Below are 14,099 nucleotides of genomic sequence, written 5' to 3'. Positions count from 1 at the left end.
AAACAATCTGTGATGTCCGTTAGGACATTTTCCTTAGAAAGGAGGTGATCCAGCCGCACCTTCCGATACGGCTACCTTGTTACGACTTCACCCCAATCATCTGTCCCACCTTAGGCGGCTGGCTCCTTACGGTTACCCCACCGACTTCGGGTGTTACAAACTCTCGTGGTGTGACGGGCGGTGTGTACAAGGCCCGGGAACGTATTCACCGCGGCATGCTGATCCGCGATTACTAGCGATTCCGGCTTCATGTAGGCGAGTTGCAGCCTACAATCCGAACTGAGAATGGTTTTATGGGATTGGCTCCACCTCGCGGCTTCGCTGCCCTTTGTACCATCCATTGTAGCACGTGTGTAGCCCAGGTCATAAGGGGCATGATGATTTGACGTCATCCCCACCTTCCTCCGGCTTGTCACCGGCAGTCACCTTAGAGTGCCCAACTAAATGCTGGCAACTAAGATCAAGGGTTGCGCTCGTTGCGGGACTTAACCCAACATCTCACGACACGAGCTGACGACAACCATGCACCACCTGTCACTCTGTCCCCCGAAGGGGAACGTCCTATCTCTAGGAGTGTCAGAGGATGTCAAGACCTGGTAAGGTTCTTCGCGTTGCTTCGAATTAAACCACATGCTCCACCGCTTGTGCGGGCCCCCGTCAATTCCTTTGAGTTTCAGCCTTGCGGCCGTACTCCCCAGGCGGAGTGCTTAATGCGTTAGCTGCAGCACTAAAGGGCGGAAACCCTCTAACACTTAGCACTCATCGTTTACGGCGTGGACTACCAGGGTATCTAATCCTGTTTGCTCCCCACGCTTTCGCGCCTCAGCGTCAGTTACAGACCAGAAAGCCGCCTTCGCCACTGGTGTTCCTCCACATCTCTACGCATTTCACCGCTACACGTGGAATTCCGCTTTCCTCTTCTGCACTCAAGTCCCCCAGTTTCCAATGACCCTCCACGGTTGAGCCGTGGGCTTTCACATCAGACTTAAAGGACCGCCTGCGCGCGCTTTACGCCCAATAATTCCGGACAACGCTTGCCACCTACGTATTACCGCGGCTGCTGGCACGTAGTTAGCCGTGGCTTTCTGGTTAGGTACCGTCAAGGTACCGGCAGTTACTCCGATACTTGTTCTTCCCTAACAACAGAGTTTTACGACCCGAAGGCCTTCATCACTCACGCGGCGTTGCTCCGTCAGACTTTCGTCCATTGCGGAAGATTCCCTACTGCTGCCTCCCGTAGGAGTCTGGGCCGTGTCTCAGTCCCAGTGTGGCCGATCACCCTCTCAGGTCGGCTACGCATCGTCGCCTTGGTGAGCCGTTACCTCACCAACTAGCTAATGCGCCGCGGGCCCATCTGTAAGTGTCAGCCGAAACCGACTTTCAGCTTCACCTCATGAGAGGTGAAGAATTATCCGGTATTAGCACCGACTTCCGGTGTTATCCCAGTCTTACAGGCAGGTTGCCCACGTGTTACTCACCCGTCCGCCGCTAACCATCAGGAGCAAGCTCCTAATGATTCGCTCGACTTGCATGTATTAGGCACGCCGCCAGCGTTCGTCCTGAGCCAGGATCAAACTCTCCATTAAAGAGTATGAGTTAGCTCATAAATGTTACGTTGGCTAGTGAAGACTTGCTTCACTATATTTTTATTGTTGACGTTTTTGTTTGTTTAGTTTTCAAAGAACAATTCCGCTCAATAAGCGGCTTTAATAATATATCATCCTTGAACTTTAATGTCAACAACTTTTTTTAGATGTTCAATTAACGTTCGCAGCGACGTTTATTAATATACCAAGTTAATAACAAAATGTCAAACCAATTTTGAAAAAAGATTTTATTTATTAGAAGATCTTCTTACTTCCCCTTTTCCTTATGTACTTTAAACATTCTTTTGGAGGAGCTACCCGCTTATACAATGTAAACAATGTAGAATATCGTTCACTCATTGCCCCCTTAACAACTTGGTCAAATCGATCATCACGTAAATCAAATAATAGTTCATCCAATTCCCGTCTAATTAAGTATTCCATTTCACTTGCTTCTTTTTGATTAACTAAAAATCCAAGCATCTAATCACTCCTATATAGTGCGTAATTGTATTCTTTTCTAATTTAATTATTTTTATGTTTCTAATCCTTTAATCATATTTTTCATAATTTTTCATAGAAATGTGACAAGGATGAATTGGACGAGGTGGTTAGGGTGAATTTTTATGTATTGAACAGTAAATTACTTAAACAGATCTCATTAGTAGTCATTGCAGCATTTTTTACAGCTTGGCTTTTGTATATGGAAAATATTGTTAATCTCCCTGCGTTTTCAACGAGTAATGGACCAAAAGCAGTTTTTAAAGGGGAAAAAGATATTGCTTTGACATTTGACATTGGCTGGGGCGATGAAAAAGCAGGACCTATCCTGGATGAATTAACGAAAGAAAACGTGAAGTCTGCTACATTCTTTCTGGCTGGTTCATGGGCGGAGAGGCATCCTGACCTTGTAGAAAGAATTAATAAAAGCGGCTATGAAATTGGAATACTAGGGTTTAACTATCTGGATTATACCGAGCTGGAAGACAGTAAAATCAGAAAAGATATTTTAAATGCGCAAGTTGCATTTGGAAAATTAAATATTAAAGATATTAAACTTCTCCGAGCCCCAACGGGACATTTCGATCAACGAACCTTAAAAATTGCCGAACGATATGGGTATACGGTTGTCCATTGGAGCATTGATTCCCAAGATTGGACGAATCCTGGCGTAGAAAAAATTGTTAAAAATGTAAAAGGCGCCGATAAAGGGGATATCATCCTTCTTCACGCTTCCGATTCGGCCAAACAAACAGTTAAAGCCCTGCCGCAAATTATTGGGGATATAAGAGCAAAAGGTCTAAAAATGGTAACAGTTTCTGAAATGATCGCTAATGGGAATGCACAATCAGAAGAAATAAAATAGGAAAAATAAAAACCGTCCATTATGACTTAAGGGACGGTTTTTTGCTTGTTTTATTTTTTGGAGGATTATTGTCGGTGAACTTTTTCCGCTCTTGTTCTGATCTGGCATTCAATTTATGCAATATTAAAAGCTGGTATGCATTACAGGCAAGTAAAGCGGACATCATTAAAAACAGCCAGCTTCTTTCATTTACCCTTAAAACAGGCACCCACTCCACGATGGTGGCAACAATCATGAAAAATAGGGCAGGTATAAATGCACCTTTGTTTGTCTGCTTCATCTTAAAAAAAGCCACTGCCAAACTGATTACTAAAATTAAAAGAGCTAGTCCAATATAGGGTAAGAGACTGTCACCGGACTTTGCAAAAGATACATACCTTAAATAAACAAAATCAATCAAGACAAATACAGTCAGGATCAGTTGTACACCATTCCATAACCAAGCGGATTTAAAAATCCCAAGGCCAAAGCGATGGACCGTTAAGTATGCAAAAAAGCCCATTTGGCTTACAACGCTAAAGAGAAAACCCATTACAATCAGCCAAATTGTTGTAGATAAAATATCGATAATTTTTAAATCAGTAAAATATGGTTGAAACTCGGACCAACGAACAATGAAACCCACTATAGCCGTTGTTAATCCACCAATTGCTAAAGTTGTTAAAAATAATTTTACCCAGTTACGGCTTGTCACACTATTCGCCTCCAATAAATAAGTTTCATTTTTTTGATTGTATCAAACCAACGTTTGAAAAATCTACAATTTGCATATCCTAAAATGAATAATCTTCCCTACACTTCATCATTCTAAGATTATGGATTGATATGAGAAAGGAGCTTTTTATGATAATGATTAGAGCATTGCTCCTCCTAGTGATCTTAGCAGGCCTTACCAGCTGTTCTTCTAATGATACAAGTGGAGGACAAATGGATTATGACCAGACCAAAAAAATGGTGGTCGATATTTTAAAAACCGATGATGGTAAAAAAGCGATTCAAGATGTAATGACCGACCCTAAAATGAAAGAAAAACTGGTCATGGACCAAAAGGTGGTCGCAGATACCATTGAGCAAACACTCACTTCAGATAAAGCAACAGAATTTTGGAAAAAGACTTTTAGTGATCCTAAATTCGCTACATCTGTTGCCAAAAATATGAAAGCAGAGAACCAGAATCTTCTCAAAGCTTTGATGAATGATCCTGAATATCGGACCATGATGACTGAGGTTTTTAAAGAGCCGGAAATTCAAAAACAGATGACAGATGCCCTAAAAAGTAAAGACTATCGAGCCCATTTACAATCAGTCATAACTGAGACCATGCAAACTCCCTTGTTTCAATCAAAATTAGAGGATATTGTCATTAAAGCAGCGAATGATATGACGAAAAAATCAAGCAGCAGCGGGAGCAGCGGTGGTAGCTCTGGAGGAGGCTCTGGAGGAGGCTCCCAAAGTTCGTCTGGTGCTTAAAACTCACAGTAGCTGGTTACCTGAAAAAAGAGGAAGCTTCTCTATTAAGAAGACTTCCTCTTTTTTCATTTCAGTTTATCTACCACTTTTTCAGCAATTTCTAAATAAATTTGTCCAAGCATATGATCTTCTTGATAAACGGACGGTGCAAATTCTTCTTCGTCCCAATATGGTTGTGCCAACGGCAGTCGGCCAAGAACTTCTGTACGTAATTCTTCCGCTAATTTATCTCCGCCGCCTTTGCCAAACACATATTCTTTTTCTCCTGTTACTTTACTCTCAAAATAAGACATGTTTTCGATTATACCCACAACTTCATGCTCTGTTTTTAAAGCCATTGCTCCTGCACGTGCCGCTACAAATGCTGCAGTTGCATGTGGAGTGGTAACAATAATTTCTTTACATGATGGAAGCATCGTATGGACGTCTAAAGCGATATCCCCAGTTCCAGGAGGTAAGTCTAAAAGTAAGTAGTCAAGCTCTCCCCACTCCACTTCCTTGAAGAAACTATTTAACATTTTTCCGAGCATAGGGCCTCGCCAAATAATCGGTGCATTATCTTCCACGAAGAAGCCCATGGAAATAACTTTTACTCCAAATCGATCAACCGGGATAATTTTTTCGCCTCTAACAACAGGCCGATCCGTAATTCCCATCATATCAGGAACACTGAATCCATAAATATCCGCATCGACAAGACCGACTTTTTTGCCTAGACGGGCTAATGATACGGCAAGGTTAACGGAGACGGTTGACTTTCCAACTCCGCCTTTTCCGCTGGCAATGGCAACAAATGTTGTTTTGCTGTTTGGCGATAATAATCCTTTATCTTGGTTCTCACTTGCACTGTCACGATATTTCTCCACTACTTCGTCTGGAAGCTGACCGAAACGCATTCCGACAGTTTCAGCACCTGCTTCTTTTAAAAGGTTTACGATTTGTGTTTGAAGCTGCAGCTGCTCGGCAGTACCAGTTTTAGCAATATCCACCTTTACGCTGACATGATTTTTCTCTTCTTTAACTTTAATTTCTTCAATGGCATTAAGCTCTGCCAATGTTTTATGTAAAAATGGTTCAAATAGTCCTCCGACTAATTCACGTACTTTTGCTTCTGTTAACATCAATACACCCACCTTTTGAAGTCGTTTCCAAACATAGTATAACACATCCAAAAGTAGAAACAGTTATTTGCATCACAGGTTTTCCACTTATTAATAGGAAAAAGTCAAGAAATATATACCAGCTTGCACAAAAATAGAAGGTTCAGCACCTTCTAAACGTCAAAACTGCTTCACTTTTCATTAATCCCACGTTTGCTTAAGTTCCTTTTCATTTGTAAAGTAACGGGAAACTCCTCTGTATATTGATTCTGCCACCTTATTCTGATAAGTATTCGTTTTTAATAGGGTCTTCTCTCTTGGATTTGAAAGGAAACCAATCTCGACCAAAACTCCTGGCTTCTTGGCATTTTTTAAAATGTAGACTGAGTTTAATGGTTTTGCGTTCCTGTTCGTATTGCCCAAATTTTTCCGCAGCTCGTCCTGAATAAACTTGGCTGCTTTTGCATTTTCCATGTACTGTGATGCGTAAAATGTTTGGGCCCCACTCCATCTCTCTGATGGAATTGCATTTAAGTGGATACTCACATAGAGGTCAATATCGTTTTGATTAATCATGTTTAATCTTTCTTTTAAATCTTCAACTTTACGTCTGCTATAACCTTTTGTGCCCGGATTTGCTAAATCCTTATCTGAATCCCGTGTCATAATAACAAGCGCACCTTGTTCCTGTAAATAATCTCTTATCTTTAAAGAAACAGGTAGTGAGATATCTTTTTCTAGCGTATTCTTATCTCCTGCTCCTCCATCTGGTCCCCCATGGCCTGGATCGATCAAAATGATTTTCCCAGTCAGAGGCAGATTCCAAGACTTCCAAGAATTATGTTCTGCAAACTCGTACTGTAGGATAAAAAACAGTAAAATAAGGCCTGCGGCAAAACCGATTAATTTTATCCTTTTCTTAACCACCGAATCATTCCTTCCCGCCCTAGTCCAAGTTCAATTTATCTATATGGGACAAGAACTTATTTTAGAACAGGAAGTATGTTTTGCACTCAGTGGAGGCGTAATTTATGACGTCTTTCTCCTTTTTCAAACCCCTCTCTCCACCATACATTGATATATTGTTCACACATATAATAAAGCGATTCACTCATTGTCCCTTCCTCACCATTTCCCCAATAAAGTAAAAAGTTATATAAGGTGTCGATTAAATGTTTCTCTTCAAAATAGCAACGGTCTTTAACTTCTTCGATACCTTCTCCATAATAGCCAAATTTACTAAATTTTGCTCCTAGTAAATAGGCCTCCAATGCAACATCATAGCATGCTTCCTCTATCCCTGTATTCATAACAAAACTGGAAGCAATTCTTGAGGAACCAAAGTATTGCTTTACTCGTTCTTTTAATTTATTAATGGAAAGATCCTTTAAAACGGAACGTTCATATTTGATTTGTTTTTCACGTTGTTTATCTTTAAAGGTTGTTATCACATTCACTCATTCTTCACCTCTTAGAACTATTCTTCATAATTCACAGATAAGACATGCAGTTTATAGTACGAATTCCATTTCCAATTTTTCTAAGGTTTTTTATTCCTCGAATCGTTTTATAGGCTGGGTGCATGATAGTAACTGAGGAATTAGTGAAAGAGGGTATTGAGCATGTATAAAACTTTAAAAACTGGGATTATTCTCCCCCGCGGCGAAAAGCCAGTTGAAGTGCATCATGGCGGGTTAAATGGATATAGTTTAGCTGGGCTGGGAATTGGCGGTGTCATTGGTGCTGGTTTCTTCCTCGGCTCCGGTTTAGCTGTACGTCAAGCAGGGCCATCAGTTTCACTGGCGTTTTTAATTGGAGGACTTATTATGATGCAGGTATTGGGGGCGATGACCAGCGTCAATGTTAACCGACTTGAGCATGGTTCATTTCGCGTTTATGTCGAGGAATTTCTAGGTTCCTATGCAGGCTTTTTAATTGGCTGGGCTGTTTTCATTTCCAGCATCCTAGGGGTTGGTTCAGAAGCGATAGCGATGGGGGTTTTTGCCCATTACTGGCTGCCGCACATCCCGCTGCCCGTGTTTGCTATGACCTTTATGGTCATCATTATCCTCTTGAATGCCATGAATATGCAAAACTTTGGCAGAATTGAATCTGGAATGGCCGCAGTGAAGGTCTTGGCACTAATTGCCTTTATAGTACTTGGAGGCTATGCGCTGATGACCCATGGCTTTTACGCAAAATCAAATCCTTTTACCGTTCAAGGATTCTTCCCTAAAGGAGCACCAGGCTTGCTTCAATCGATGCTTGTTGTCATTTTTTCCTTTTCAGGAATTAGTGCTCTTGCCATGGCTTCTACAGAAGTCTCGAAGCCAAAAGTGGACATTCCAAAAGCAGCCAAACTTATGACCTTCGGTTCAATTGGGCTTTATGTCCTTTCAATGTTGGTATTAGTGGCAATCAGTTCCTGGAACACAGTGTCAACCAGTAAGTCCCCGTTTGTACATGCCTTTAACGTTATTGGTATGAATTGGGCCGCCTCAGGCTTGAACGTCATTGTTTTACTTGCGGCATTTTCAGTAATGGCTGCAAGTTACTATGCTTCCATTCAATTGATTGTGTCATTGTCTGTCGCCAAAAAAGGACCACGGCTGTTTCTTCAACATTCAAGACGAGGATTTTATCGAAATGCTTGGCTTGCAGTAGCTGCAGGAACCTTAATCATAGTGGGAATGTCATTTTTACTGCCATCCACATTATATAACTATTTAGTTTCCGCTTCATCGTATTTTACTTTTCTAAACTGGACCCTTAATATTGTTACTTATCTGATTTGGCTAAAAAAACGCCGAGAAAACGAAACGTTTAAATCAAATCTAATTTGGGGCCGCCCAGGGGCATATAGCACTATTGCTGCTATTTTGGTGTTATTTATCATGAGTTTACGGGTCCATGATTTTCTGATGGGCTTTTATGCAGCCTTTAGTTTTATTGCTGTTATAAGTATAGCTTATTTTATTTGGTCGCGAAGACAGCCAAAACCTATTCAGCATTAGAAACTAATTATAGGCGGAATACTATTTAAAGAGGCTCCCAAAACAGGTTTAGGAGCCTATTTATCATTTATTTGAATGGTTTAAACGTTTTGTGTTATTAATGTTTACCCTTTTCGTTATTATCTTTTCCTGCGTTTGATTTCGCAACTTGGGATACCACTTGGCCGTAATTTTGTGTTGTTGCTTGTTTGGCTACTTGGGATACTTCTTTTCCATGATTGGAAGGAGTGGTTGTTCCGCCAGCAGCTGGTGTGACGGATGCAGTTGTTGCTGCTGCAGGTGCTGATACAGTTGTTTCTTCTGAATTTGTATTTGAGGTTTCTGTTGCTGGTGTTGTTGTGTCACTAGTAACGGAACCTGTTGATGTCGTATCGGTAGCAGTCGCATTTGTATCGGTTGATGTTGTATCAGATGCAGACTGGTCTGTATTCGTTACTGACTGCGTTGATTGATTATCATTTGTAGAAACGGAATTTTTACCGGCTGAACTTCGCTTTAAATTTCATGATATTCTTTTCAAGTGCTTTCTTCGCTGCTACGCTTTTAATTCCCTTCTCTAATGCAGCTTGGAGTGCCTTGATATTTTGCGTAAGCTGGTCTTTCACATCTTTAATTTCTGGTGAATCTTCAGTGGTCGATGAATCTTTAGTAGTAGCTGATTCTTTAGTGGCCGATGAATCTTTATTTGTAGATAAATCTTCGGTGGTAGAGGATGTTGATTTGGCAGAATCCTCAGTTTGTTCGTCTTCTTTCTCCACAATTTTTTGTGCACTGTTCATGTCATCTAATGCTGATTTAAGGGTATCAACCGCTTTTTGTTGATCGCCGGAAGCATACAATGCCTGTGCTTCAGCTAATCTTTCTGATGCATTGCTGGCTAAAAGCTTTGCTTCTTTCGTTTGATCGAATGTAAGCGCTACAATGTACGAGGATTCGCCAAGCTTTATGAGGGTCCACAGAAAAATTACAGTTAGTTGCAGCAATACTATACAAGTTGGACAAATAAATGTTTATATAATAAAAAAGACCCCCAACCAAATCGGTTGAGAGCCTTCGAAACGTTGATAATTAACGTTTTGAGAACTGAGGCGCACGACGAGCACCTTTAAGACCGTATTTTTTACGTTCTTTCATACGAGGGTCACGAGTTAATAAACCTGCGCGCTTTAATGTTGGACGGAATTCTGGGTCAGCTTGAAGTAACGCACGAGCGATACCATGACGGATTGCGCCAGCTTGACCAGTGTAGCCACCACCGCTTACGTTTACAAGAACATCATAGCTGCCTAGAGTTTCTGTAGCTACTAATGGTTGTTTAACAACTGAACGTAAAGCTTCAAATGGAATATAGTTTTCGATATCACGATCATTAATAATAATTTTACCGCTGCCTGGAACTAAGCGCACACGTGCGACAGAGCTCTTACGACGGCCAGTACCAATATATTGAACCTGTGCCAAGTTAATAACCTCCTTAAAAATTATCCGCGAAGTTCGTAAACTTCTGGTTTTTGAGCTTGATGTTGATGTTCACTGCCAGCATAAACATGTAATTTTTTAAATATTTGACGTCCAAGAGAATTCTTTGGAAGCATACCGCGAACAGCAGTTTCGATCATTCTCTCAGGATAGTTATTACGCATTTCAAGCGCAGTTCTTGTTTTTAAACCGCCTGGGTGTAAGCTGTGACGAATGTAAAGCTTGTCAGTTAACTTCTTACCAGTTAAGTGAATTTTAGAAGCATTAAGAATGATTACATGATCACCAGTGTCAACATGTGGTGTAAAAGTTGGTTTATGTTTACCACGTAGAATTGATGCAACTTCAGAAGCTAAACGACCTAAAGTTTGTCCTTCTGCATCAATCACGTACCATTTACGTTCAATATTTTGAGCATTTGCCATAAACGTTGTACGCATGATTTTTTCCCTCCTAGATTTAAATCCATTTCAAGATCAATATTTTTCCGCGTTTTCATGAAGCAAAGAATTTCAAACTGTTCCGAGAATGAAAATCCAATGCCTTTTTTACGCCTAAGTTTTAAGTTCATATATTTCAATCACGATGAAGACTTTCCGGGGCTTTATCGTGGGATTAAAACACGCACATATGATATGATAATACCTTACCGCCAAAATGTCAAGAAAATGTTACACCAGGAAAAGTTGTTTTATTCGTAAAATACTTGCCACAAATAAAGCCCGTTTGCAGGGGCTGTTTTCCCTGCGAGGCGGCGGTCTTTTGCTTCTAAGATCTTTGGGATCTCCGTCGGCTTTCTCTCACCAGAACCAATTTCCAATAAAGTACCAACCAAAATTCTAACCATATTATATAAAAACCCATCCCCCGTGAATTTAAGGGTTAACAGCTCATGATCCTTTGAAAAATCAATCCCTTTTATTGAACGGATTTTATCTTCCACTTCCGTTTTCGCCGAGCAGAAGCTTGTAAAGTCATGAGTGCCCAGTAAAAAGCTGGCCCCTTCTTTCATTGCTTGAAGATTTAATGGGTATGGGTAATGATAGGCGTAATTCCGCATCAATGGATCACGCTTCGGAGACAATCGTAAAACATAACGATACTCTTTCCCGCTCGCACAAAAGCGTGCATGGAACGACGGGATGGCATATTCAGCAGAAAGTACGGCAATATCATCTGGCAAGAGTGAATTTAGGGCTATTGGCCATCTATCCTCAGGGATCGAAAGCGGGGTGTCAAAGTGAATCACCTGACCCTTGGCATGTACCCCGGCATCCGTACGGCCAGAGGCAAAGATTTTTACATCTTTCCCTTTATGAAGCTTGGCTAAGCATGCCTCAAATTCACTTTGTACAGTTCGCTTGTTTGGCTGGACCTGGTATCCGGAAAAATTTGTTCCATCATATGAGATAATACATTTCAACCGTTGCATTTGAGTTCTCCATTATGACTTTAATACATATAAAAGGACCGTTAAAATAATCAGCAGCAATATTTGTAATGAATCCATAATCTTCCAGGACAGTAGTCTGTATTTCGTTCTACCTTCCCCGCCACGATATCCCCGTGCTTCCATCGCAATGGCCAATTCCTCTGCACGTTTAAATGAACTTACAAACAATGGAATGAGAAGCGGTACAACAGCCTTGACCCGCTCTTTGATTGGACCTCCAGAAAATTCTACCCCCCGCGCCATTTGTGCTTTCATGATTTTATCGGTTTCGCTCATTAAGGTTGGGATAAACCTTAATGAAATCGACATCATTAAAGCAAGTTCATGGACAGGAAAGCGAACCTTCTTCAAGGGATTCAGGATGGTTTCAAGTCCATCTGTTATTTCAATCGGAGAAGTCGTCAGCGTTAACAGTGACGTCATCAAAATTAAAAAGAAAAAGCGCAGCGAAATAAAAAGCCCTTGTCTGACCCCTTCATCATAAATTTTAATCGGCCCCAGATGGAACAATAAATGTCCCTCTTTCGTGAAAAATAATTGCAGCACCAAAGTAAAAAGAACAATCCACAGAATTGGTTTTAGACCTGTGTATAAAAAACGAAATGGGATTCTTGAAAGTCCCAGCATTAAAAATGTATAAATACCAATAAGTGCGTAGGTGATCCAATTATTTGCAAGAAAAATTATACAGACAAACAAAAATATAATGGTAAGTTTGGAACGAGGGTCCATCCGATGGACAACTGAATCAACTGGAACATAACGGCCAAAGATCATTTTTTCCATCATGATTGAACACCCCTTGCATAAGACTTAGCGACAGCAGAAGATAAATCTTCAATGGATAAAAAGACTTTATCCATTTTGGCGCCGATTCTTTCTTCAAGCTTAAGCTGGAAACGAACGACTTCTGGAACATCTAGTCCTAGCTTGATCAGCTCAGCTGGAGATGAAAAAATCTGTTCCGCTGTACCTTGTTTAACAACTTTGCCTTGATGCATAATCACGATTTGGTCTGCATACTTTGCGGCATCCTCCATACTGTGTGTGACCAATATGGTTGAAAGGTTTCTTTCCTTGTGCAGTTGATAAAACATATCCATGATTTCCTTACGGCCACGAGGGTCTAAGCCGGCAGTAGGTTCATCCAGAACGATAACATCAGGATCCATTGCTAGTACACCTGCAATAGCAACACGTCGCATTTGACCTCCTGAAAGATCAAATGGAGACTTCTGCAAGATCTCTTCTGTCAATCCCACATGGACAATCGCAGCTCTTGCTCTTCGCTTTGCTTCCTGCTCCGATACACCGAAATTCATCGGTCCAAAAATGATATCTTTTTCAACTGTTTCTTCGAATAATTGATGCTCCGGAAATTGAAAAACAATCCCTACCTTTTGCCGCACATCCTTTAAATTTTTATTTTTTTGATGTGCTTTAATTTCTCTGTTTCCAATAACAACCATTCCCTCTGTAGGCTGCAAAAGCGCATTTAGGTGCTGAAGAATCGTTGACTTTCCAGACCCGGTGTGACCGATAATGGCCATATAAGTACCCGAAGGAATATCAATAGATACATCTTGAATAGCAAGATGTTCGAAAGGAGTATTTGCTTGATACCGGTACTCTACTTGCTTAAGCGATATGTCCATAGCTCTGTCACCAACTCTTCTTCCGATAAATAATGCTTCGATAACGGGAACCCCTTTTGCCTGAATGCATTGCTCATTTTTACCGCAAAAGGAATATCTAGTCCCAATTCGATTAGCTCTTCTTCCATTGAAAAAATTTCTTCTGGTGTACCTTCACGATAAACCATACCTTTATTCATTACGATCATTCTGTCGGCTTTAGCGGCTTCATCCAAATCGTGAGTAATCGAAATAACAGTTAAATTTTTTTCACCCTTTAGTTCACGAACTGTTTCTAATACTTCTTCTCTTCCTCTTGGGTCAAGCATGGAAGTTGCTTCATCCAATATAATAATCTCTGGTCTTAATGCAAGAACCCCGGCAATTGCAACACGTTGTTTTTGACCACCAGATAGATGGTGAGGCTCTTGATTAAGAAACTGATCCATTTTCACTTTCTTTAAAGAATCCAAGACTCTTTGGACCATTTCATCTCTCGGGATACCGTTATTTTCTAAACCAAAAGCCACATCATCTTCAACTGTTGTACCGACGAACTGATTATCTGGATTCTGAAAAACCATGCCAATTTGCTTGCGGATATCCCAAACAGTCGCTTCACTAAGTTTGGTTCCTGTTACGGTAATGTCACCCTGACCAGGAAATTGAAGTCCATTTAACAGCTTTGCCATTGTAGACTTCCCTGAACCATTATGACCCACTATTGCAAGCCATTCACCTTCATATATCTCAAAGGAAACGTCCTTTAATGCGAGTGTTTGGCTATTATCATACTGAAAGGAAACGTTATTTAGTGATACGATTGGCTTTTTCAATGTGTATTCATCCCTTACGTCACCAAGATTCTCGTGAGCAATTTTTCCTTAAAATGCAAAAAAAGCCTGCACCTCAACCCTAAACAAATCAAATCAATTTGTTATTGAAAAGGGAATTCCGATAAAGAAATGGGAGGAGGTGCATGAGCTAGACGAGACGC

Annotated in this window: 16 protein-coding genes and 1 rRNA gene; 4 read left to right on the top strand and 13 right to left on the bottom strand. The window is 40.8% G+C overall.

The window, feature by feature from the left end:
- Positions 1-37 precede the first annotated feature (37 nt).
- A 16S ribosomal RNA gene (locus RCG17_RS14110) occupies positions 38-1,586 on the bottom strand.
- 255 nt (positions 1,587-1,841) lie between these two features.
- Positions 1,842-2,069, bottom strand: a complete 228-nt coding sequence (locus tag RCG17_RS14105) for a hypothetical protein (RefSeq protein WP_308175702.1) — start codon at positions 2,067-2,069, stop codon at positions 1,842-1,844.
- Between the two features lie 133 nt (positions 2,070-2,202).
- Between RCG17_RS14105 and pdaB the strand changes: the two genes are divergently transcribed.
- Positions 2,203-2,952: a polysaccharide deacetylase family sporulation protein PdaB gene (pdaB, locus tag RCG17_RS14100; RefSeq protein ID WP_308175701.1), complete on the top strand. Its 750-nt coding sequence runs from the start codon at positions 2,203-2,205 to the stop codon at positions 2,950-2,952.
- A gap of 19 nt (positions 2,953-2,971) precedes the next feature.
- On the opposite strand, the gene RCG17_RS14095 is transcribed toward pdaB, so the two are convergent.
- A complete protein-coding gene (locus RCG17_RS14095) occupies positions 2,972-3,646 on the bottom strand; it encodes a KinB-signaling pathway activation protein (RefSeq protein WP_308175700.1) in 675 nt (224 codons plus the stop codon).
- Positions 3,647-3,795: 149 nt separating this feature from the next.
- Between RCG17_RS14095 and gerD the strand changes: the two genes are divergently transcribed.
- Positions 3,796-4,422, top strand: a complete 627-nt coding sequence (gerD, locus tag RCG17_RS14090; RefSeq protein ID WP_308175699.1) for a spore germination lipoprotein GerD — start codon at positions 3,796-3,798, stop codon at positions 4,420-4,422.
- Positions 4,423-4,487: 65 nt separating this feature from the next.
- Here the strand turns inward: gerD and RCG17_RS14085 are convergent, their stop codons facing one another.
- From RCG17_RS14085 to RCG17_RS14075, 3 genes are all read right to left on the bottom strand, one after another.
- On the bottom strand, positions 4,488-5,543 hold the full coding sequence (locus RCG17_RS14085) for a P-loop NTPase (RefSeq protein WP_308175698.1): 1,056 nt from the start codon (positions 5,541-5,543) through the stop codon (positions 4,488-4,490).
- Between the two features lie 180 nt (positions 5,544-5,723).
- Positions 5,724-6,449 (bottom strand): N-acetylmuramoyl-L-alanine amidase CwlD, encoded by a 726-nt coding sequence (gene cwlD / locus RCG17_RS14080; protein ID WP_308175697.1) that lies wholly within the window; start codon positions 6,447-6,449, stop codon positions 5,724-5,726.
- Between the two features lie 86 nt (positions 6,450-6,535).
- Positions 6,536-6,979, bottom strand: coding sequence for a YbaK family protein (locus tag RCG17_RS14075; RefSeq protein ID WP_308175696.1), 444 nt, complete (start codon positions 6,977-6,979; stop codon positions 6,536-6,538).
- A gap of 165 nt (positions 6,980-7,144) precedes the next feature.
- Here RCG17_RS14075 and RCG17_RS14070 point away from each other — a divergent pair, with 165 nt between their 5' ends.
- Positions 7,145-8,536, top strand: a complete 1,392-nt coding sequence (locus RCG17_RS14070) for an amino acid permease (protein WP_308175695.1) — start codon at positions 7,145-7,147, stop codon at positions 8,534-8,536.
- Positions 8,537-8,754: 218 nt separating this feature from the next.
- Positions 8,755-8,988 (top strand): hypothetical protein, encoded by a 234-nt coding sequence (locus RCG17_RS14065; RefSeq protein ID WP_308175694.1) that lies wholly within the window; start codon positions 8,755-8,757, stop codon positions 8,986-8,988.
- A gap of 24 nt (positions 8,989-9,012) precedes the next feature.
- On the opposite strand, the gene RCG17_RS14060 is transcribed toward RCG17_RS14065, so the two are convergent.
- The 7 genes from RCG17_RS14060 to RCG17_RS14030 form a co-directional block, all read right to left on the bottom strand.
- Positions 9,013-9,519 (bottom strand): DUF5667 domain-containing protein, encoded by a 507-nt coding sequence (locus RCG17_RS14060; RefSeq protein ID WP_308175693.1) that lies wholly within the window; start codon positions 9,517-9,519, stop codon positions 9,013-9,015.
- Between the two features lie 85 nt (positions 9,520-9,604).
- A complete protein-coding gene (gene rpsI / locus RCG17_RS14055; protein ID WP_308175692.1) occupies positions 9,605-9,997 on the bottom strand; it encodes a 30S ribosomal protein S9 in 393 nt (130 codons plus the stop codon).
- A 20-nt stretch (positions 9,998-10,017) separates the two neighbouring features.
- Positions 10,018-10,455 (bottom strand): 50S ribosomal protein L13, encoded by a 438-nt coding sequence (gene rplM, locus RCG17_RS14050; protein ID WP_308175691.1) that lies wholly within the window; start codon positions 10,453-10,455, stop codon positions 10,018-10,020.
- A gap of 251 nt (positions 10,456-10,706) precedes the next feature.
- Positions 10,707-11,447, bottom strand: coding sequence for a tRNA pseudouridine(38-40) synthase TruA (gene truA / locus RCG17_RS14045; RefSeq protein ID WP_308175690.1), 741 nt, complete (start codon positions 11,445-11,447; stop codon positions 10,707-10,709).
- A gap of 12 nt (positions 11,448-11,459) precedes the next feature.
- Positions 11,460-12,257, bottom strand: coding sequence for an energy-coupling factor transporter transmembrane component T family protein (locus RCG17_RS14040; protein WP_308175689.1), 798 nt, complete (start codon positions 12,255-12,257; stop codon positions 11,460-11,462).
- Positions 12,254-13,123, bottom strand: coding sequence for an energy-coupling factor ABC transporter ATP-binding protein (locus tag RCG17_RS14035; protein WP_308175688.1), 870 nt, complete (start codon positions 13,121-13,123; stop codon positions 12,254-12,256). Before RCG17_RS14035 ends, RCG17_RS14040 begins: the two co-directional genes overlap by 4 nt.
- Positions 13,099-13,938 carry an energy-coupling factor ABC transporter ATP-binding protein gene (locus tag RCG17_RS14030; RefSeq protein ID WP_308175687.1) on the bottom strand — a complete coding sequence of 280 codons (840 nt, stop codon included), beginning with the start codon at positions 13,936-13,938 and terminating at the stop codon, positions 13,099-13,101. Before RCG17_RS14030 ends, RCG17_RS14035 begins: the two co-directional genes overlap by 25 nt.
- Between the last annotated feature and the right edge of the window lie 161 nt (positions 13,939-14,099).

The sequence above is a fragment of the Neobacillus sp. PS3-12 genome (assembly GCF_030915385.1).
Lineage (GTDB): Bacteria > Bacillota > Bacilli > Bacillales > Cytobacillaceae > JAEVLT01.
This window is presented reverse-complemented; position numbering and strand designations above follow the sequence as displayed.

Coding starts and splice junctions, on each gene's coding strand:
- RCG17_RS14105 (WP_308175702.1), bottom strand. CDS start 2,069: ATGCTTGGATTTTTAGTTAATCAAAAAGAAGCAAGTGAAATGGAATAC.
- gerD (WP_308175699.1), top strand. CDS start 3,796: ATGATAATGATTAGAGCATTGCTCCTCCTAGTGATCTTAGCAGGCCTT.
- RCG17_RS14085 (WP_308175698.1), bottom strand. CDS start 5,543: ATGTTAACAGAAGCAAAAGTACGTGAATTAGTCGGAGGACTATTTGAA.
- RCG17_RS14070 (WP_308175695.1), top strand. CDS start 7,145: ATGTATAAAACTTTAAAAACTGGGATTATTCTCCCCCGCGGCGAAAAG.
- rplM (WP_308175691.1), bottom strand. CDS start 10,455: ATGCGTACAACGTTTATGGCAAATGCTCAAAATATTGAACGTAAATGG.
- truA (WP_308175690.1), bottom strand. CDS start 11,447: ATGCAACGGTTGAAATGTATTATCTCATATGATGGAACAAATTTTTCC.
- RCG17_RS14040 (WP_308175689.1), bottom strand. CDS start 12,257: ATGATGGAAAAAATGATCTTTGGCCGTTATGTTCCAGTTGATTCAGTT.
- RCG17_RS14035 (WP_308175688.1), bottom strand. CDS start 13,123: ATGGACATATCGCTTAAGCAAGTAGAGTACCGGTATCAAGCAAATACT.